This window comes from Brotaphodocola sp. (assembly GCF_983179755.1).
The window spans coordinates 1-20370 of record NZ_CFAHBC010000022.1; the positions used below are offsets into that span (position 1 = coordinate 1).

The following is a 20370-nucleotide window of genomic DNA, read 5'->3' on the forward strand; positions in this document are numbered from 1 at the left end:
GAGCGGTAGCACACGATAATAAAAAGGCAGTACGGCCGGCGAGTAAAACGGAAATCGAAGAATTGCTCAAAATACAGAAAGAAGATAAGGAGGACACACAAAATGAAAGCACATAAATATTGGTCACTTGGCGCACTTGCCTGCATGGCAGGATGCTTCTACACGGGCTGCAAAAAGCTGATGCAAGCTCACAAGTATTTCGTTTACGGCTCTCTGGTCTGCATTGGTATGGCAATCTACTCCGGTCACAAAATTGCACCGAAGAAGAAAAAAGCTGAAAAGCCTGAAAAATAAGAACACACGCCCTCGCCGCAACAAGCGAGGGCTTTTTTGAACTCCAGGAGTTCACTTTATTTCCGTCACAAACTATATACTTCCATCATGAGTCGTATTCCGACTTTCAGACCTTCCTCAAAAGCGGTCTTCTCCCATGTGCAGCACACCGTCCCCTGCCGGTCCATAATCTTTTCCCAGAGTGGGATCTTATCGCCGACATAGTCATCTACGAGCCTATCCATTCCTTCCAAGCCACGCAGCCACTCTTCCAGTTCCTTTTCCTTGGCCTTTGCTGCTTTCCCGGCAACTGTGTTTTTCTCTACTGGGTTGTTCTCCGTGTAATGCTCGTAGATCAGATCCAGCAGATTCTCCACTGGCGGGTAATACTCCAGCTCTGTTTTCTTCAAATACTCCTCCAGCATTTCCTTCAATTTTTCTATAATGCTACCATCCTTCCCAACTGAGATTCACATCCTCAGTTACGGCACATATTACCGTAGACTTTTGCACATAGCAACCTATTTTTTACGGTTTTTCAGATCCCCATCTTTTCCTTCACTTCATCTGGCACATCGATCAGCCCGAACCGATAGAACATTCCGTAGATGTAAGTCACTCCCCGGATATCGCCCAGAGCTTTCGGGCGGTCTACCACTTCTCCTTTAATATTCTTCAGCGCCAGCAGCACTGAACTCCATGCTAGACTTTTACTCTTCTCCCGGCGGTCGATCCACAGCTCTTTTGTGTACTCACCGTTCCTGCCTTTTTTAATTTCGTAAGAGAATGGCAATCCAGAGTAGGTTTTAAATCCTACCCCGGCATAGGACACAACCATGCCCCAGAAGTTTTCTTCTGTCGGATCAACCCTCCACCGCTTCATTGTTCTGTATCTCCGCTGCCGCTCTGCTCCGACACTGATCTTCTCTTTTCCTGCTGTGCTTGGGAAGTACACACCTTTCCGATATGGCAGGTACGAGGTGACAGAGGCTTTGGAAAGCTGAAGAATGTTTGCGGTTGAAAGTATGGAGGTTTTGTAGTCCTGTGTTTCTCGGTATTCTTGAAAGGTAGCTTGCACCTTCTCCGCCACTTCTGATTCATACACACCTGCCGTGATGAGCAGCTTTCTTACTTTGATTGGATTTAATCCCAGTTCTTCGCCGATGGCCTGCAAGGACATCTCAGAATCATAAAGTGCCACAGCACTTTCCATCTGCTCTTTCAGATTTTTCCCGGCATCGTACTCTGGCTTCAACTTCTTCCGGCCACCGCCTGGTTTTCTTGTTTTCTTCATTTTACTCGTGCAGCTCCAACGGCAGTCCGTCCGGGTCATGGAAGAAAGTCATCTTCTTGCCGGTGTAATCATCCACACGAATTGGCTCACATTCAATTCCTACCTCTGTCAACTCATTCACTGTCTGCTCCACGCTCTCCACACAAAATGCAAGGTGACGCAGCCCACAGGCCTCCGGGCGGTTCACACGCTTCGGAGGATTTTCCTCAGCGAAAATCTCCAGCTCTGTGTGTTCGTTAACACGAAGATCCAGTTTCCAGTCCTTACGCTCCGAGCGGTAGTTTTCTCTTATGACAGAGAATCTCAGCTTGTTCACATAAAAGTCCTTTGCAGCTTCGTAGTCGGATACGATGATTGCGATGTGATGTATTTTTGATAAGTTCATTGTTCTCACGCTCCTTTTTATTTCCGTTATAAGCTATACAGCAATCCTCAAAATATACCGTGCGTTTTCCAGCTCCCAGAGGGGCCTGTGTTCCACACACGGCATTTATTTTTCTTGTTTATTTCAGTTTTTCAAGGATCTCGTCCGCGCTCATCCCGCTTGCCAGCAGTTTCTTAACCATAGCCTCTGCTTCTGCCTTTTTCGCTTCTTCAGCAGCTTTCTGATCCGCTTTGGCTTTCTTGGCTTCGAGCTTGGCGATTTCCTTTTCGACCTGCTTGATCTCAGCTCTCTGCGGCTTCAGCGATTCACGCATAGACTTGATGTCTGTCTTTAGCTCCTCGATCTGAGCGACCGTCTTGGCTACACCCTCTTCTAAGAGAGCTTTGTCCTTCTGCAGCTTTGCAATCTGTGCATCGAAGTCGGTCTTGGCGCGGTTCTTGCTTCCTTTGGTTCTGGGCATACTTGTGTACCTCTTTTTTACTCTATAATTATATTTTCAAAATGTCAGGTATTATCTATTTCCGGATTTATCTTTGAAGCTTTCCACTTCTTTGAGAAGCTCATTGCTTTCTCTAATGCTCTCAAAATTGCCTGCATTTCATTTAAAAAATCATCACCCTGATCAAAAAATGTATCGTGCAAATCTTCATATACTGCTTGAACTCTATCCATTGCTTTCTGTGTATAATAATCGAGCTGATCATCAAATGCACACTGCGAATAATCTGACTGCATAATCTCACCGACTTCTGCTTCAGAATCAAACGAGGCCAACTTATACAAATCTCCGTCTTCGGATACAACTTCTTCTAACCACTCAATATTCAAAGCTTGGAGTTCTTCTTTTAAATCATCAAGTTCTTCATTATATCCATCATTTTCTTCGTCATATGTTTCTTCCGCAATATTACATAAACCTTCTAGTTCTTCCAAGTCTCGATATAATGCATCAAGCTCATCAACACTTATGAAAATTGTTTCCGCAACCACTAGTTTCGTTCTCTCATAATCCGTATAAACATTTGTTATTATTTTATTATAATGGTGTTCAAACTTTGCATATAGTGACAACACAAACAGACTAAATGCACTGAAGCTCTCGTCATAATATGAAAGAGATTCATTTTTTACTGCATCGAAAAATTCACTATATAATTTTTGGATGAACACCTTGTCTTCAATAATAACTCCGGTTTCTATATTATTTGCACTTTCATTTGAAAAATTGGCCGAGCCAATATAAACTATATCTTCTGTTCCTATAATTTTAGCATGATTATGAACGTTAAAGAAAGGAACAAATCCATTCTGGAAATTTTCTGGATTCAATTTCGATATATAGACATTAATATTCCGTCTTGCCGTCATCCTCATGTGATTTCCCGCATCTGAATTATAATATCTCTCCATCCTAGACGGAACATTTGTAATAATTTGAACATCAGCATTCGTTTCTTTTAATGCGTTTAGCAATTTATCGTCCTGCTGATTTCTTGAAATATTGTAGGTAAGAATTCTAATTATACTTGCACACGGAAAATGATTAAGAACCTCTTCATAATTCAGTTCTTCTCGATTGGAAACAAATCGTCCCCCATTAAAAGAAATTTCCGTCAACTCTCCTCACCCCTATATTAGTTTTTGTTTTTCTTTTCATCACATCTCAGCCGATCACCGAATCCCTGATTCTTAGATCGTTGCCTGCTGCTCACCACGGAGAGGTGTGTGATTAATCAAAAAGATTTTCGATTTGTCCGAGCAGCGTAGGGAGCTACCGCTCCCAGTATATCACAATTTCATCCAGTTTTACAGACGCTTTCTTACCTTCATCACCGCACAGTACATCAATCCGCCTATCACTCCGCCGACTGTGTTATAGAAGATGTCCGATAGCTGGAATGTACCCAAGCGAAGCAATAATTGCACCATCTCTATGCTTATCGAAAAGATAAATGCTATCTTCCCGCTTTGCCACAGGATCTTTTTCCAGCTGTTTCCTATCTTCTCTTCGAATGTCCACATCACTACTGCTGAAAACGGCACCATCATAATCACATTCTCAATGCACTCGGTTGTCAGCTTCTGTTCGCCGTTCACTGTCTCCCAGATGCCCCAGCCGCCCATGATATCAGCCAAAGGATTCATCCACTGGCTTCGATTCAACAAGGTGCGGAACAGAACAAGTGAGGTAACAAAAGCCAAGAAAAACAGTTTCCGAAAGAACACGCTCTCTTTGAACTTTTGATACCACGTCACAATGGCACTCTTCCAACCTTTTCCGGCCTCTTGAGGCTCATACGCATACAGGTAGAAAAACATTGCGAGGAAGGAAAGCAGGAGTGAAAATCCAAACGGCTCATACAGAGCAGTCAAGATGTTTCTGAGGATTTTGGCTAACATTTCAAGCACATTCATTACAGATCACTAAACAGGTCAGCCTTGTACACACCGTTCTCCAGCATCTTTTTAAAGCTATCCTTTACTGCTACTACATCCTCGTGGTAGGTCATACCATACCAGGTATCGTTGGTTTTCAAAACCTTTACGGACATCTTTCCCTGCTCCAGCAGTTCACCAATGAAGATAGGAATCAGATACTCTGCTTTCAGAGGATTGCTCGGTACTTCTTTCTCGAAAAACTCCTTGAAACCATTTTCCAGCACATCCAGAAAATCAGGAGTCAAGCCCCACATATTCATGGATACCAGAGAATTCACATCAACAACCACACCGTCTGCTTCTGCTCCAGTTGCGGTCTTTACAATGTTCTTTGTTTCCACAACCTCTGTCAGATTATTCGGGTCGTCCATCTTGCAGATGCCACGAGTCACACCACCGTTATCAGACAGAGTATTCTTCAGCACAAAACCCGCCATGCAGGACTCACCGCCATTTACAAGATACTCATGAACAGCCTTGAAGCCTTCTTTACCATAGTAGTCATCTGCATTGATGACAATGAACGGAGTATCAATCACATTTTTTGCTGCAAGCACAGCCTGACCAGTTCCCCACGGTTTTGTGCGGCCTTCTGGCAGAGTTCCCGGAATATCGTTGATATCCTGGAAAGCATAGTCAACAGTTACATTATGAGAAGAGCAAATGGAGGCAATGCGATCACCGATGACTTCTTTAAACTCCTTCTCGATATCCTTGCGGATGATAAATACCACATGATTGAAACCAGCTTCAATCGCATCATGGATTGAGTAATCCATGATGATATGTCCAGCATCATCCACTGGCTCCAACTGTTTGATTCCTGTTCCAAAACGGCTACCGATACCGGCAGCCATGATAAGCAATGTTGTCTTCATAATTTCTCCTCTTTTCTTTATGTTCCAATATGTAAAACGTAAATATCTCACCTAATAAATGTCATTAGGTTATCTCGAATTTTTCTAGGCAAGCTAGATTTGATTCTCCTTAGAAAATTCACAATTATCAAACTAATGGCAAAAACCACTGCAACAACCACCAATGAGCACAATGTATTTTCCTGAAGTTCCGTAATAGTAACATTCATGCCTACACGTTGCGTTCCCATTTCAGCAATTTTTAATACGACTCTTTTAATTGGCTCATGCACTGCTAAAATTGTAATCGTATTCTGACCGAGGAACTGTAGGAATGTATTCCGTGTAACGAACCACTTACATACAAATCCTAGCCATATGGAGCCGATAATTCCGCCTAGTATAAATAATAAATAATTTTTCCCATATGAATTACTCCACATCGACACCCCTGGATTCAAATATCCTATTGCTACTGAAAACAAAAGAAGTAGACTTGTCAAAAATATTTTCTGCTTAGATGCTAATGATATCATTCTTATATCTTGCTCAACGATTCCGCATACATATCCGAGGATGTACCACATTAAACCATTTAAAAATCGTAAAAACCACGATGACAAAAAGTTTGCTGGCAGCACCAACTTTAGAGTAAACCATAAAACAGCAACTAAGCAACATACGGAAACGATCCAAAAAGAGTTACTTTTTTTATTGTAAAAAATCGGATATGCCACAAGTTCCGCAAGATATAGTATAATAAGAAACCATATCGGCCCCATATCAAAATCTCTAAAATGAGATTCAATTACAATCCAGTATATAAACAGTAATAATCTAAACAGAATAAACGGCCAAAGAATTGATTTAGTTCGCTTCTGCAAAAATTTATGAAAAGGAATATACTTTCCAAATTTGTATAGTATGTAACCTGATAATGCAAAAAACAGTGGCATATGGAATGTATAAAGCCATTGGACTAGAAAACCTTTTGTGTTCACATGACCAATGACCACTAGGATGATTCCTATACCTTTTAGTACATCAATCCAGTCTGCTCTGCTCTGCTCTGCTCTCAAGAGTATTCTCTCCTTTGTACATCTTGTCAATCCCTTTTAAATTTCTTCTCAACTTTATTTATTGCTTGTCTTATCGTCTGTTCTCGAAATACTAACAGCGCACAAACATAAATAACAACACCTATTACTCCACCAACAAAACACCTACAAAGATCATTGAGCGAATCAACCAATGGCATGATTCCCGCAATTCCTGCGCACATACAAGTCATTGCCAAAAGTGCCTTTATAAATGTTCCAATTGCTTTTCTATATTTAAATTCATCCATCTTTTTGCACATTTGAACTAAAAGCAATATTGTACAGACCGTTGCAGAAACAGACGTTGCGAAAGCCAATCCAAGATATTTAAATTTCTTTACCAGTAAGATATTCAAACCAATATTTACAGCAACTGCAATCGATCCATTAATCATTGGTGTCTTTGTGTCCTTCATAGAATAGAAAACTTTATTCAGTACATCTCTAAAAGACGCTCCCACAATACCTAATGCGTAAATCTTCAAGGCACGGCTTACAAATAAGACTGTATTTTCATTGAATGCTCCACGTCCAAATAAAATTTGTACAATCTCTTTAGAAAACACAAAAATCAATGCGGCTAATGGAAGTACCAATAATGACACCACATTAATATAAGTCAGAGTAAAGGAATTTTTTTCTGCCTTGTCATTTCTTGCGAATAACTCAGTCATTTTAGGATACAGGATCGTTGTCAAGCTTAAAATAACGACTTGCGTAACCATATTTGCAACTTCACTTGAATAGTTCAGTGCAGAGACACTTCCCTCTATCAAACCAGAAGCCATCGAACGATCAACAATTGAATTTAACTGGTTAACACCCGTACTAATAAACACTGGGCCAACTAGAATCAGCATTTGTCTGATATTTGTATCCCGAAAGTTCAATACAGGCTTATGCTTAAAATCTGTTTTCTTTTTCACTAGCACCCTTAGATAAACAAGTTGTCCAAAAGATGCCAAAAGAAGTCCAACTGCAAGAATATATGAATTTCCACTATAAAACCCAATTGCAATAAAAACGATCTGAATCAAATTATAGGGAACATTCATCAATGAATTTTGATTGAAATATCCCTCTATTTGCAAATACGCATTATACACATATACTAGAATAATGGCAATGCATGTGGGCATAATGATCTTTGCATACTGATTGCATAAAATAAAAGTTTCACCTTTAAACCCACCCGCAAACAATTTTACAAGTTGTTTTGAAAAAAGAACTCCTAACGTTGTTAAAAGAAGAGACAGCAAGAGAAAAATATTAAACACATTATTCGCAAATGTGTCAGCCGATTCTTTGTTTTTTCTAATTTTAACTTCTGTATATAATGGAATAAACCCTGTTGTGACTGCAGTTCCAAATATCGTAAATATAATGGCAGGAATATTTTGAACAGCAACATAAACATCGGAAACATAGCTTGTTCCATAATAATTAGCTAAAACTATTTCTCTTACAAATCCAAATCCCTTTGCAACAAATGCAAAAAAAATCAATTGTATAACTTTTACTGCAAAATTACTCTTTTTTTCCATTTAGTCTATGCCTTCATCTGATTTTATTTGATATCGTTGCACGTTTTGAATTAACCCTGTCTCTCTCTCTCTTGTATTTCAGTCTAAATGCATTCAAAATCTTTTTTACAGTTATTTTATGTCGATTAAAATAAGCTACCTTTAAATAAAAATACAAAGAGCTGCAGTGCCCATATTTTTTTAAGTAAGCCACATCAACTTCTTTTGTCAAGTTTTCGACAACATGAGGTCTTGCTACATATTTACACGAGATATCAATTTTAGTTGTTCTATAGGTAATCGGTGCCGAAAAGAAATGGAGATACATGTACTCTTCTTGGCATACCGATTTTTGTTTCAAGTAATAACGTATTATTTTCCCATTATTCCAAACAAACACTTGTCTATCATTTTTATAGTCCTCTGATATCGGTTGATGCCCAAGGAAAAAGCTCGAATGAAAACGGTCAAGATGGGCAAAGTTAGTTTCTCTAAAATATGATATTTTCAGAAATTCGTATATATTTTCTATACCATTTTCATCAAAGCAATGCCCTTCTGAACTGTTAAAGATGTCTTTGTAACTCAATTGTCCAGGAATAATAGTTTTATATCTTGAGTTAACTTCCGGTGTATTTCTATATAACGTTGAATGACCTTGAAATCCAATCTTATCATACTTCTCAAGAATATCATCTGTGATAAAATTCCTAATATCTCCCCAAATCAAATCCGTATCACAGTGTCCCCAAAAATCATATTCTCTTAATTCATGAGAAAATATTTCACCATAAGCTGGTCTGAATTCGCAAAGCTTCCATGGTCTATCGATTACTACCGGAAAATCAAAGTAATCAACAATTCTCTTCTTGAAAGCATCATATGAAATATACTTTACTTTAACATTCTCAGGGTAATTATATTTAGTTCGATCGTCGGTGAATATAAGCCAGTCTATACTTGGATTTGCTTGGCATGTTAACAACCACAAATCAAATCCCTTCGGTAAATTGCCGAAATATGGAAGCAGATAACCTATTCTAAACATTCAAATTCAACTTCCTTTCCTAAAATTAAAAACAAAAACATAATAGAAAGTGTTGCCGCAGGATAGTTATATTCTCCATTAAAAAATGCATTAAACGCAAATATAAATACAGACAATAACACTGCAGCAAATTTGACTTTTTGTCTCTTTACCGTTTGCACAATAAAGTCCATTAAAGCGACAATATAGATTAATAATCCAACAACTCCATTTGCTATTAATATATTCAAATAATCATTATGCGCGTATATATAAGCATCAATCGCCTTTTTGTTAACATAATATACCAAGTTATAGCCCTGTCCAAATAATCTATGCATTATAGTTGCATTCTTGAATGCCTCAAAATCTTTTGCCCAAAAAACAGTTCTACCACTTGTAAACGATCCCCAGAAATCAAAGACACCAACTTGTTTTGGCAGAAAATACTGCATCATATCAGAATTGAAAATGATAACTGCGGAAATCAATGCAATTGGAATTATTGAAAAATAAAACAATTGTTTATTTTTTAATTGTTTATAATATGCTATTAAAAGAAATATTGCTGCCATTATCAAATAAGTTCTGCTTGTACTATTCAATATTGCAACGCACGGCCAAAGCACACAAATCCAATATCTATTATTTTTAGTTTTCTTTATATAATAATAGGATTCAAGCATCAGCAAGAATGCTCCTGATGCCATTCTGTGTCGTCCATTGTAGAAATATGATCTTTCCATAATGACGAAACCTAGCATGAGTAAATTCCCAAATAATATCGAAAATCTAATCAGTCTCAGCTTATCCTCAAGCAAATTCTTGTACACATCATACTTCGTTGTCAAATACGAAAGAAACAATACCCAAAAAGGCAAATACAAAACATCATTAAAATTAATCAGCGATTCTCCAGTAATGTTATAGTCATACAAAGCCAGCACCACTACTAGAGTCACCATTACAAAAGCTTTTATTTTTTTCTTTGTATTAGCCCTCAATGTATTCAATACAAACGACAGCAGAAGCATCAACACAAGTAAAGTAAAGAGAAATCTGTTTGGGATATTATTATATCGTTGTATAATTACTGTAATTGGGAACAAACAAATCAAGCTAATTATAGCGCTATTAACATTTATTATCATCGATCAATCTCTTTTCGTAGACTTGAATGAATTGACTCACCAATGCATCCCACGTAAATCTATTCAGTATTGTGTTTCTTGCATTCATAGAAATGTCAGCTATAGTACCATCTTTAATCTGGATAATTTTCTCAGCCCATTTCTTTGCATTTAGTTCATTTTCAACAAAGCCATTAATCCCGTTTTTAATTAACATGGTACTACCTCCATTTTCGCAGGATATAACCGGCAGACCAAAGTACATGGCTTCCATCAGAACCATTCCAAAAATCTCATAAGTTGATGGAAATAAAAACGCAGTACACGCTTTGTAAACTCTTGAAAGGTATCTTTGTTCTATACGATCCACATAGTATACATTATCATTCAAATTGTTGTTTTCAAAATATTCTTTAACGCCTTTCCCATAGTCAGTATTCGACTTTCCTATCATTATTAATTTACATTCTCTACCCCTTTTTTTTAGTTCAGCTATAATATCCCCCATAAATTTCAAATGCCGACGTGGCATAAACTCACCGACATAGAGTAATTTAATTTCCGCTTCTAAGTTTTCGATAGCAGTACATACATCGCTTTGATTTGCTTCTCTATTCTCAAGTGCATCTCTGTTCATTCCGACACCCAGTGCGAATATATGGGTTTCATCCAAGCCTTTGTCTGCCAAATATGTTTTTGACAATATGCTTTTTGTTATGAAAAATGTTCTGTTTTTCTTATATAATCTCAAACCGAACAGGTCGAAACATCTGCACCAAATATTATACTTTCTGTTTTCTTTTCCATAGTATTGTCCGTGGTACACAATGGTTTTATTAGGATACCTTTTGGCAAAAATCAGAGATTGTAATTGATTGTATTCACACGGCTGAATGATATCATATTTCTCAATCAAGTCATCAATATTATAGATTGCATTTTTCAAAAGTGTCTTTGCTCTTTTATAATATACTTCTACCGTTCCATTGCTTTTGGGAACTTGATAAATAACGCTTTGCTCTTTACCATTTGTCCAAAACACAATATCACAAGTATGCCCAGCCCTTACTAATGCTGATGCCAACCCCAACTCTTGAATGTTATAAGTTGAATTTTTTCCTATTGCCATATAATTAGGATAATTTCGTACAATTAAAATTCTCATCGTTATTTTTTGGCCTCACACAAACTTCTATATATTTCCTGATACTTCTTATTTTTTTCCTGCCAAGTATACTTTTCTGCTTTCTTTCGCGCGTTTTTCCCACGTCTTGTTACTTCATCAGGATTAGCAATACATTCAAGAATAGCTTTTTTCAAATTCTCAATGTATTCTTCTTTCGAATTTCCTTCATAAAGCCAACCGGTGTTTTCATCAAAAAGAGTTGCTCCGCCAAACTTATTAATGGTAATAACCGGAATACCTTTTGACATTGCCTCCAATAAGACCGTGCCTGTCGTCTCTCGAATGCTCGGCATAATAAATACATCCGCATCCGCATATTCCTTTTCCATTTCCATATAGGGAATGGAACCCATGCAGTGCACATGCTCAGACAAGTTCAGGTCATCCTTGCAGCGTTTACGCAGATGCCCAAGCTCCGGACCATCGCCTACAACCCTAACCTGATATCTAGTTTCCTGTGGAATTCTCATCAATGCATCAAAAAGAAAATCCAAGCCCTTTCGATATATCATTCTTCCAGCAACCAGAAAGACACATTCTTCATTTCTGCCCTTTTCTTTGCAAGTATCTTTAATATCATTTATATCTACCGCAACCTCAGTCACTGGCTCGTCACTTACATTGTAATTCTTCATTCACTTTTTCCTTTTCTGTCCAGCTCACCAATTCGTCCGGTCTTAATCCGTTATCAAAGACTAATTCATACGGACAATTTAGTTCTCTGCCCCCCCCCACGAGGAATTCTTGAGTCTCTTTATTTGCAAACATAATATAGTCGCAGCGATTTAGTTTGCCTGTGATTCTCAACTTAAAACGATACCAGCGATTTATCCCTGAACGGACGACTTCAATGATTTCATGTCCCTTTGCGTAATCTTTCAACCCATTAGGCAAAGACTCTCCTCCGCCAAGAGGCCCGCAGACAAATTTGATATTTGCTATCTTTCCATAGTCTCCAATTGCACGGAACTCAATTGGCGTAATCTGATGAATAACGTCAATTTTTTGATCCGCACAGATTTTCTTTGCAAGAGGAAGCACCCGTCTATTCCACACATTAAGTCTTCCAGAATACATGAATCCCTTGAAGATTTTCTTGTAAAAATTCGGGATGTCAACATAATAAAACTTTATATTTTCAAGTGGGTGACTCTGCAAATATTTTTCGACTGGTTCTCGTTGCTCTTCTTTCGTAATCACATAAACTTTATTTGTTTTTGAACTTTCATAAGGAACGCACCAACCGATTTTATCTTCGCTTCCAGCAAAAGGGTTACATGAATAAGCTATATACAGAATATTCATTACTTCGTCTCCATCTGCTGTGCGATATCAGCATCCACAATTTCCTCGCCGGTCTTATGCTTCAGCTGCTCTTTACTTGCCTCACTCAGACCGTTGTTGATCACACAGTTCATGTCGCAGGTGCTGCACTTATCCAGATCCTCTTTAGTAACTTTGCCGTCGCGGTAATCACGGCAAATTTTCAGCTCATACATGCTGTACGGATGCTTGGTAAACAGAGCCTTGAACTTGTGTACCAGAACCCAAGTAGCAGGCTTCCAGATATACTTGTGCATAGCAGGACTTACACTACCGATCATCCAGCAATCGCGGTCACAGCAACGAACCTTTGCACGAACCTTCTCTGCTTCAGGGCTGTTCCACAGCTCATCCCAAGCCTGATTATTCAGGTTTCCCATGACCTCTTTATCCTTGGTACCATTACAAGGCATGACATCACCATACGGGTCAATGAAGAAGGTATCGAAGCTCATATCGCAAGGCAGCAGACGCTTCTGGCCGTAGATGTAGTTGATCAGACCGTGGTTAAAATATGCACGGAACCACTTTTTCGGGCTGTTGCTACGGAGCAGTTCATTGACCAGATTCTCAAAGTTCTTTGCCACCATCGGACGGTCGTGGATGATGTTCTTCGCCTCAACGAAGTAGAAGCTGTTGTGTAGAGATGCTGTTGCGAACTCCATGCCCATCTCGTTGGAGATCTTGTACAGCGGAACCAGATCAGGAGCGTTCTTGTCCTGAACAGTCATGCCGAAGCCGACATCCTTCATGCCCATCTCACGCAGCTTTTTCAGTGTGCCATAACCACGCTGGTAGCCGTTCTGCAGACCACGGATCTCATTGTTAGTCTGTTCCAGACCCTCGATAGAGATACGGATACCGATCTGAGGGAACTCCTTACACAGATCAACGATACGGTCAGTGAAAAATCCGTTCGTGGAAATAACGATACGATCAGACTTCTTATACAGCTCACGCACGATATCTTTCAGATCGGTACGGATGAACGGTTCACCGCCGGTGATATTTGTGAAATACATCTTCGGCAGTTTCTTAATGGTCTCGATGCTGATCTCCTCTTCCGGCTTGGAAGGTGCTTTATAACGGTTACACATGGAGCAACGAGCGTTGCAGCGATAAGTGACGATGACCGTACCATTTAACTTCTTTTCTTCAGACATGATTAACTCTCCTATTGTTTACTCTCTCTTTTAAGAATGACTTACACTATATATTATGCATTTTAGTCGCGCTGGAAAATATCGCGTGTATAGACTTTCTCTTTCACATCATCCAAGCACTTGTCATAGCGATTCGCAATGATAGCGTGGCTCATTTCCTTGAACTTAGCCAAATCATTAACCACCAAGCTACCAAAGAAGGTGTCGCCATCTTTCAGAGTCGGCTCATAAATCACAACCGTCGCGCCCTTAGCCTTGATGCGCTTCATGACGCCCTGAATGGAACTCTGGCGGAAGTTATCGCTGTTACTCTTCATGGTCAAACGGTACACACCGATGGTCACAGACTTTTCCTGTTCCTTGTCGTACTCGTTATCTTCGTCATAGCCGTAGTAACCAGCCAGCTTCAGGACACGATCAGCGATGAAGTCTTTACGAGTTCTATTACTTTCGACAATCGCCTCAATCAGGTTCTCCGGCACATCTGCGTAGTTCGCCAGCAGCTGCTTGGTATCCTTCGGCAGGCAGTATCCGCCGTAACCAAAACTCGGATTATTGTAGTGGCTGCCGATACGAGGATCGAGGCAGACTCCATCAATGATCTGCTGGGTGTTCAGACCTTTGCTTTCTGCATAGGTGTCCAGTTCGTTAAAATAAGCAACACGAAGAGCCAAATATGTATTGGCGAACAGCTTAACAGCCTCTGCCTCAGTGAAGCCCATAAACAGAGTATCGATGTTGTCCTTGATAGCACCTTCCTGCAGCAAACCAGCGAACTCATGAGCGGCCTCAACCAGACGCTCATCGTTCAAGTCAGTGCCAACGATGATACGGCTTGGATACAGATTGTCATACAGAGCCTTAGACTCGCGCAGAAACTCCGGACTGAAAATGATATTCTTGCTGTTGAACTTCTCACGCACACTTGCGGTGTAGCCAACCGGAATGGTGGACTTGATGACCATGATGGCATCCGGGTTACACTCCATGACCAGCTTGATTACAGCTTCGACTGCGCTCGTGTCGAAGTGCTGCGTGTGGCTGTCGTAGTTCGTAGGGGCCGCAATTACAACAAAGTCCGCATCAGAGTATGCAGCCTTTGCATCCAGAGTTGCGGTCAGTTTCAGTTCTTTTTCTGCGAGATACTTTTCGATATAGTCATCCTGAATTGGAGACTTACGGTTGTTGATCATGTCCACCTTCTCCGGGATAATATCCACAGCAGTCACCTGATGGTGCTGAGAAAGCAATGTGGCAATCGAAAGGCCCACATAACCGGTTCCAGCTACGGCAATTTTATAATTCTTCATCTTTATTTTATCCTCCGTCACAAAGGCTATTTGTTAATTAGCCTTAATACACCTTCATAATTTTCTCGTAATACTCATCAATGGTATCGAAGCTGATGTCCTTACAGTTCGCACTGTACTCCGCACACAGCTTCTTATCACCCCAGAGCTTTTCTATCTTTTCTTTCAAATCTTTCCCGTTACCACTCTCGAACAGCTCGCCGGTCTTGCCGACCTGAATCAGCTCCGGGATACCACCGATGTTCGCTCCCAACACCGGCGTGCCGTACATCTGGGATTCCATCACAGAGAACGGGCAGTTCTCATACCACTCAGAAGGGTAAATGGAGAACCGTGCCTCACGGATGAGCTTTTCCAGTGCCTCGCCCTTCTGGAAGCCAACGTTCTTGATGTTCTTAATACCATTTACTGTCTCTTCCAGAGGACCGGTGCCAGCGAAGATGAACTGAACATCCGGCAGTTCCTTACAGACCTTGATGAGCGTGCCGATACCCTTCTCCTCCGAGAAGCGGCCGAAGTAGAGGACGTAATCCTTCTTCGGAGTCTCTTTCCACTCCACCTTGTCGATGAAGTTGTGCATTGCCACGGTCTTAGTAGCAAACAGAGGATTGCTGTCCATCTTGGTCTTCATGAACTCCGAGCAGCAGATCATAGTGTCAATGTACTTGTAGGTACCCTTCCACTTCCAGAACTCAGCCTCCATCATGCCGATGGCAGATTTCGCCGTGGAACCGTGAATACACTTGCCTTTCATGCAGTTCACGAAATGACCACCGAGGCATTTCTCACAGTTCTGGTGCGTATTCGGATTGTTCAGCATGTGGTTCGGGCAGACCAACTGGTAGTCATGTGCCGTGAAGATGATCTTACAATCTCTTCCGGTCTCCTTGCGCCACTTCACGATTTCCAGAATGATGGAAGGTGTCAGCTGGTAGTTAAAGTTGTTCAGGTGACAGACATCCGGCTTGAAGTCGTCCAGAACTTTCCGCAGCTGCACTCTTGCTTCCTTGCTGTAGATAGTTTTGATCGGGTAGGTCAGCTTGCTCAGTTTGCTGCCACCGTGGAAGTCCATATCAGATGTATAAGCATTGACCCGGTTGCCCACGCAGCGGCCTTCATGCTCCATACCGAAGTACTGAACCTCATGTCCATGCCGCTCCAGTGCCTCACCCAATTTGAATATATACGTCTCGCTGCCGCCGTTTCGGTGCAGAAATTTATTCAAAATCAGCGTCCTCACGTTGTATTTCTCCTTATTCTATGTTCTATTTCACTACCTCTGTTCAGATGAAGCACTTCCAATGTGTTGTTCATAAACCAGAGTGCTCCATACAAATGCAGGTAGTGATACTGAAAGTTCTTATGATAAAATCATCTGCTGTTACTGAACCTAGGTAGTGAGATAAAAACTGCTCTCGCAGCTCTACCCATCTCTCGAAAAGTGCCGTAAATACGCTATTTTTCAGGCGTTTTCACTATGTACATCTCACTACCTGCATTCGGTTAGAGGAGATTATTAATCATCAATACCCGCATTACTTTTCTCCCCTATATAACTTCAATGTTTCTTCCACAACCTTATCCCAGTCGTATTTCTTACAGATAAAATCCGCTGCCTGTGCTTTTAATATCATCACCTTTTCCGGATGATCACATGCCTCTTGCAGGCAAGCACACAGATCATTCACATCTGATTTCTTAAAAATCAACGCTTTATCTTGCACCACTTCTGCGCACTCCGGAATATCGGATACCAGACAGCAGTTTCCGTAGCTCATTGCCTCCAACAGACTTAACGGCATTCCCTCTAAATCAGATGGCAGGGTATAAATATAAGCATTGCTGTACAATTCCTCCAACATCTGACCCTGGACAAAACCGGTAAAGAGGATTCGATCATCTTCTTTTGCCAGTTCTCTCAATTCATTCGTAAAAGAATCGGTATCGCTCGAACCACCGGCAATCACCAGTTTCTTGTCTGTCTCAACCTGCTTAAACGCTTCAATCAGATAGCGAAGTCCCTTTTCTGGAACAAGCCGTCCCAAAAACAAAATATAGGAATCTTTGGTAAGACCAAATTTTTTCGTAATCAATTCCGCTTTCTGAATCTCCGGTCGGCTCACACCATTCGGGATAAAGTGGGTGGATCGTCCATAGGTATTTTTAAAATAATCCTGTACCCCTTTACTTAAAACGATGATCTCATCTGCATATTTCACGGCATTTTTTTCACCCTGCCGAATATATTTTGAACCAAAACCGGATTTCCACTTTTCTCTCTGCCAATCAATTCCATGAATCGTGACAATCACTCTTTTTCCAAACATCTTAGGAAGCCATGAAAAAAAAGCCGGTCCTTCTGCATGGATATGTACCACATCGTATTTTCCAAAAGCGCTACAAAGAGCTGCAAAAAATGAAGAACTAACTGCTGCTAAACCCTTCATTTCAATTGTCGGAACAGACTTTTGACGAATTCCTTCATATTCTGTTTTTGTGTTTCTGTCATACTCTGCACCGCTCACATGATGCCCCGACCTGTTGTAACAGGTCACTTGATACCCCATCTGTGCCATTCTCGTACAGAGTTCTTTTACGACAATCTCAATGCCGCCTTCTCTGGTCAGCCTTTTATGACCAAACATAGCAATTGCAAATCTTTTTTTCATAATTTTCTCCACTTTTTGCCTCTTTGCATCAACTTCAATTTTTAGCTCTTCTCCGTCACTTCCAGTCCCACCTGCATCTCCATCTCCCGTTGAAGCATCTGCGTTCTTATGATCGCCATGCGTTTATGGCGGTCAATCTTCCGAACCATGTTCTCCATTCCCCTGAGTGGTCCGGAAGAAACTTCCAAATGCCCATCACAAATACGCCCCATCGACATTTCAATTTCATGTCTATGATTCATTAATTTATTTAAGAGATGGATTTCATCATTGGAGAGTTCTACTGGCGTGTCCCCAGTACCAAGAATCTCAATTGGCTTCGGGGCTTTCTGAAAAAGTTTATATAATTGTTCTATCTGATCGGTCACTACAAAGAAGTATTTTGGAAAAAGAAGTTTTTCTTCTTCATGCCAGGCGCCCTGATATCTTTTGTAATATCGAATCCTTGGAAAAAATGCATCTTTCAGAAGATCTTTTCCGAGTGCCTGACAATAATCCAGTATCCTGCCTTCCTGATCCTGCCTGTCTATATGAATCGCATACCAGTTCGCGGTGTTTTCCTGCATCATCATCCTCCATCGCACTCTCTATAACCTGTACACACTTTCCTGTCGACATTCTACTACTTTCTTTTTGGAAAGTAAAGTGTTTTCTTTTATCGAAGCATTTTCTTTATTTCTAATCTTTTCCACATCTTATTCAATATCACCAACCCATTTCTGTTAAGATTAGACAATAAGTACATCTGTAAGGCAATTTTGGACAAGCATTTAGTTGCTTATCTGACTACTAAAACTTTCCGCAACTTCCATTTACAATATAAACATCTAAAGAATCTTGTTTTTCTACAAAATGATGAAACGGAGGGGGTTTTATGGATATTATCGGACGCATTGATGAATTGTGCAGTCAGCGTGGAATCACGAAGTATCGCCTTTCTCAGATGACAGGAATTTCTCAGTCTGCATTCTCCAAAATGAAACGGGAACAGAATACTTTGTCTGTCGAAACAATCAATCGAATCTGTGAGGCACTCGGAATCTCTGTCGCACAGTTTTTCTCAGAAAGCGGAAATTACCCGGATCTCACCGGCGAACAGAAGCAAATTCTTGACCGCTGGGAGAAACTTGATCCCGAAAAGAGACAGTTTGCCTTTCTGATGCTTGAGCAGCTTGGCGGATTGTAGAACCAAGCAACTACTCGACAAAAAGATACAAAAAGATTTTTCAAAAGATCACATAATTGCGGAATTTTCAACCATACTTCTTCATATTTTAAAGGGATAAGGAAAATCAAGATTACGGGGATTTTTCATGAACTCATGGAACTTAAATAATAGAAGAACGAAAATGAAACTTAATCGGAAGACACTGACGATACAGGAAACGCCGAAACCCGCACAGGTAAGCTTGAGTGCTTTTGGCTCGCTCCAGATCCAGGCGGTTCGCTCGGATAATCGTTTTCCGATCCAGGATGCAACGGTTTCGCTGTCTATACCGGACGCACCGGATCAAATTGTGGAACAGACGACGACCGATGCTTCCGGTCAGACGGATGCGCTTCGCCTTTCAGCTCCTCCGCTTGAATACAGTCTGACGCCGGGAAGTCCACAGCCCTACGCCAACTACAACATCCGCATCACCGCTTCCGGTTTTAAGAGTGTGACAATCCATGGATGTGAGGTTCTCCCGGATGCCTTTGCGATTCAACCGGTGCAGATGGAGCCGGAGGATGATCCTGCACCTCAGGAGAATCCTGTTGTCATTCCAGACCACACGCTCTATGGCACTTACCCTCCGAAAATTGCAGAGACGGAAATCCAGCCTATCAATGAAAGTGGCGAGATTGTCTTGAGTCGCGTTGTCGTTCCGCAGACGATCGTTGTCCATGACGGAGCACCGACCGATTCTTCCGCACGCGACTACTATGTTCCCTACCGCGATTATATCAAAAATGTGGCTTCGAGTGAGATCTACGCGACCTGGCCACAGGCATCGATCACCGCCAATGTCCTCGCAATCATGAGCTTTACGCTGAACCGTGTCTACACCGAGCACTACCGGAATCGCGGGTATGATTTCACAATCACCTCCTCCACCGCATTTGATCACAAATGGATCTATGGCAGAAATATCTATGAGAGCATCTCCGTCATCGTTGATGAAATCTTCGACAACTACCTGTCCCGTCCCGGCGTCAAGCAGCCGATTCTGACACAATACTGTGATGGGCGACAGGTTCAATGTCTTCAGCGCGGTTGGATGACGCAGTGGGGATCGTGTGACCTTGGAGAGCGCGGTTACAACCCGATCCAGATTTTGCGTCGTTTCTATGGAGACAGCATCTATATCAATACCGCAGAAGAGATCTCTGGAATCCCCGCTTCCTGGCCCGGATACGATCTGACGATCGGATCGTCCGGTCAAAAAGTTCAACAGCTTCAGGAACAGCTCGACGCGATCGCAACCGTATACTCCGCGATTCCGCGCGTGAGCACAGACGGTATCTATGGTCCGGGAACGGCGGAATCCGTCTCCCGCTTCCAGTCAATCTTCGGTCTCCCACAGACCGGTGTCGTCGATTTTGCAACCTGGTATAAGATTTCCCACATCTATGTCGGGGTGTCCGGAATCGGAGAACTGTACGGTTAAAGACCAAAAAAACAGAGATTTCTATAAATACAAAAAGACG

At 41.1% G+C, this 20370-nt stretch carries 22 protein-coding genes; 3 read left to right on the top strand and 19 right to left on the bottom strand.

Going from position 1 to position 20370, the window contains the following annotated elements; translation table 11 throughout:
* Positions 1-102: 102 nt before the first annotated feature.
* Positions 103-294: a DUF6219 family protein gene (locus tag AC4EVX_RS08920; protein ID WP_490160025.1), complete on the top strand. Its 192-nt coding sequence runs from the start codon at positions 103-105 to the stop codon at positions 292-294.
* 65 nt (positions 295-359) lie between these two features.
* On the opposite strand, the gene AC4EVX_RS08925 is transcribed toward AC4EVX_RS08920, so the two are convergent.
* The 19 genes from AC4EVX_RS08925 to loaP all read right to left on the bottom strand — a co-directional run bounded on the left by AC4EVX_RS08925 (position 360) and on the right by loaP (position 18251).
* Complete coding sequence (locus tag AC4EVX_RS08925; protein ID WP_490160026.1) at positions 360-698, bottom strand: hypothetical protein; 339 nt, start codon at positions 696-698, stop codon at positions 360-362.
* 113 nt (positions 699-811) lie between these two features.
* Positions 812-1567, bottom strand: coding sequence for a hypothetical protein (locus tag AC4EVX_RS08930; protein WP_490160027.1), 756 nt, complete (start codon positions 1565-1567; stop codon positions 812-814).
* 1 nt (position 1568) lies between these two features.
* Complete coding sequence (gene gloA2 / locus AC4EVX_RS08935; protein ID WP_490160028.1) at positions 1569-1952, bottom strand: SMU1112c/YaeR family gloxylase I-like metalloprotein; 384 nt, start codon at positions 1950-1952, stop codon at positions 1569-1571.
* A gap of 118 nt (positions 1953-2070) precedes the next feature.
* Positions 2071-2412, bottom strand: coding sequence for a hypothetical protein (locus tag AC4EVX_RS08940; protein ID WP_490160029.1), 342 nt, complete (start codon positions 2410-2412; stop codon positions 2071-2073).
* 44 nt (positions 2413-2456) lie between these two features.
* The gene (locus AC4EVX_RS08945) at positions 2457-3569 is read right to left on the bottom strand and encodes a phospholipase D-like domain-containing protein (RefSeq protein WP_490160030.1); all 1113 of its coding nucleotides are present in this window, start codon (positions 3567-3569) and stop codon (positions 2457-2459) included.
* A 189-nt stretch (positions 3570-3758) separates the two neighbouring features.
* Positions 3759-4352: a VanZ family protein gene (locus AC4EVX_RS08950; protein WP_490160031.1), complete on the bottom strand. Its 594-nt coding sequence runs from the start codon at positions 4350-4352 to the stop codon at positions 3759-3761.
* A gap of 14 nt (positions 4353-4366) precedes the next feature.
* Complete coding sequence (locus AC4EVX_RS08955; protein ID WP_490160032.1) at positions 4367-5269, bottom strand: sugar phosphate nucleotidyltransferase; 903 nt, start codon at positions 5267-5269, stop codon at positions 4367-4369.
* Positions 5270-5316: 47 nt separating this feature from the next.
* Positions 5317-6327, bottom strand: a complete 1011-nt coding sequence (locus tag AC4EVX_RS08960; RefSeq protein ID WP_490160033.1) for an acyltransferase family protein — start codon at positions 6325-6327, stop codon at positions 5317-5319.
* 26 nt (positions 6328-6353) lie between these two features.
* Positions 6354-7892 carry a murein biosynthesis integral membrane protein MurJ gene (murJ, locus tag AC4EVX_RS08965; RefSeq protein ID WP_490160034.1) on the bottom strand — a complete coding sequence of 513 codons (1539 nt, stop codon included), beginning with the start codon at positions 7890-7892 and terminating at the stop codon, positions 6354-6356.
* A gap of 13 nt (positions 7893-7905) precedes the next feature.
* Positions 7906-8919: a DUF6625 family protein gene (locus AC4EVX_RS08970; RefSeq protein WP_490160035.1), complete on the bottom strand. Its 1014-nt coding sequence runs from the start codon at positions 8917-8919 to the stop codon at positions 7906-7908.
* Positions 8907-9608 (bottom strand): O-antigen ligase family protein, encoded by a 702-nt coding sequence (locus AC4EVX_RS08975; protein ID WP_490160036.1) that lies wholly within the window; start codon positions 9606-9608, stop codon positions 8907-8909. The genes AC4EVX_RS08970 and AC4EVX_RS08975 overlap by 13 nt, the downstream gene beginning before the upstream one ends.
* Positions 9609-10032: 424 nt before the next feature.
* Positions 10033-11193 (bottom strand): glycosyltransferase family 4 protein, encoded by a 1161-nt coding sequence (locus AC4EVX_RS08980; protein ID WP_490160037.1) that lies wholly within the window; start codon positions 11191-11193, stop codon positions 10033-10035.
* Between the two features lie 2 nt (positions 11194-11195).
* Complete coding sequence (locus tag AC4EVX_RS08985; protein ID WP_490160038.1) at positions 11196-11849, bottom strand: glycosyltransferase family 4 protein; 654 nt, start codon at positions 11847-11849, stop codon at positions 11196-11198.
* Complete coding sequence (locus AC4EVX_RS08990) at positions 11827-12519, bottom strand: hypothetical protein (protein WP_490160039.1); 693 nt, start codon at positions 12517-12519, stop codon at positions 11827-11829. Before AC4EVX_RS08990 ends, AC4EVX_RS08985 begins: the two co-directional genes overlap by 23 nt.
* On the bottom strand, positions 12519-13700 hold the full coding sequence (locus AC4EVX_RS08995) for a radical SAM protein (RefSeq protein WP_490160040.1): 1182 nt from the start codon (positions 13698-13700) through the stop codon (positions 12519-12521). Before AC4EVX_RS08995 ends, AC4EVX_RS08990 begins: the two co-directional genes overlap by 1 nt.
* 62 nt (positions 13701-13762) lie before the next feature.
* Positions 13763-15010: a nucleotide sugar dehydrogenase gene (locus AC4EVX_RS09000; RefSeq protein WP_490160041.1), complete on the bottom strand. Its 1248-nt coding sequence runs from the start codon at positions 15008-15010 to the stop codon at positions 13763-13765.
* A 43-nt stretch (positions 15011-15053) separates the two neighbouring features.
* The gene (locus tag AC4EVX_RS09005) at positions 15054-16250 is read right to left on the bottom strand and encodes a glycosyltransferase (RefSeq protein ID WP_490160042.1); all 1197 of its coding nucleotides are present in this window, start codon (positions 16248-16250) and stop codon (positions 15054-15056) included.
* Positions 16251-16545: 295 nt separating this feature from the next.
* Complete coding sequence (locus tag AC4EVX_RS09010) at positions 16546-17679, bottom strand: glycosyltransferase family 4 protein (RefSeq protein WP_490160043.1); 1134 nt, start codon at positions 17677-17679, stop codon at positions 16546-16548.
* A 41-nt stretch (positions 17680-17720) separates the two neighbouring features.
* Complete coding sequence (gene loaP / locus AC4EVX_RS09015) at positions 17721-18251, bottom strand: antiterminator LoaP (protein ID WP_490160044.1); 531 nt, start codon at positions 18249-18251, stop codon at positions 17721-17723.
* 302 nt (positions 18252-18553) lie between these two features.
* Between loaP and AC4EVX_RS09020 the strand changes: the two genes are divergently transcribed.
* Together AC4EVX_RS09020 and AC4EVX_RS09025 are read left to right on the top strand one after the other, a co-directional pair.
* A complete protein-coding gene (locus AC4EVX_RS09020) occupies positions 18554-18865 on the top strand; it encodes a helix-turn-helix domain-containing protein (protein ID WP_177977928.1) in 312 nt (103 codons plus the stop codon).
* A gap of 163 nt (positions 18866-19028) precedes the next feature.
* Positions 19029-20330 (top strand): peptidoglycan-binding protein, encoded by a 1302-nt coding sequence (locus tag AC4EVX_RS09025; RefSeq protein ID WP_177977929.1) that lies wholly within the window; start codon positions 19029-19031, stop codon positions 20328-20330.
* Positions 20331-20370: the final 40 nt, after the last annotated feature.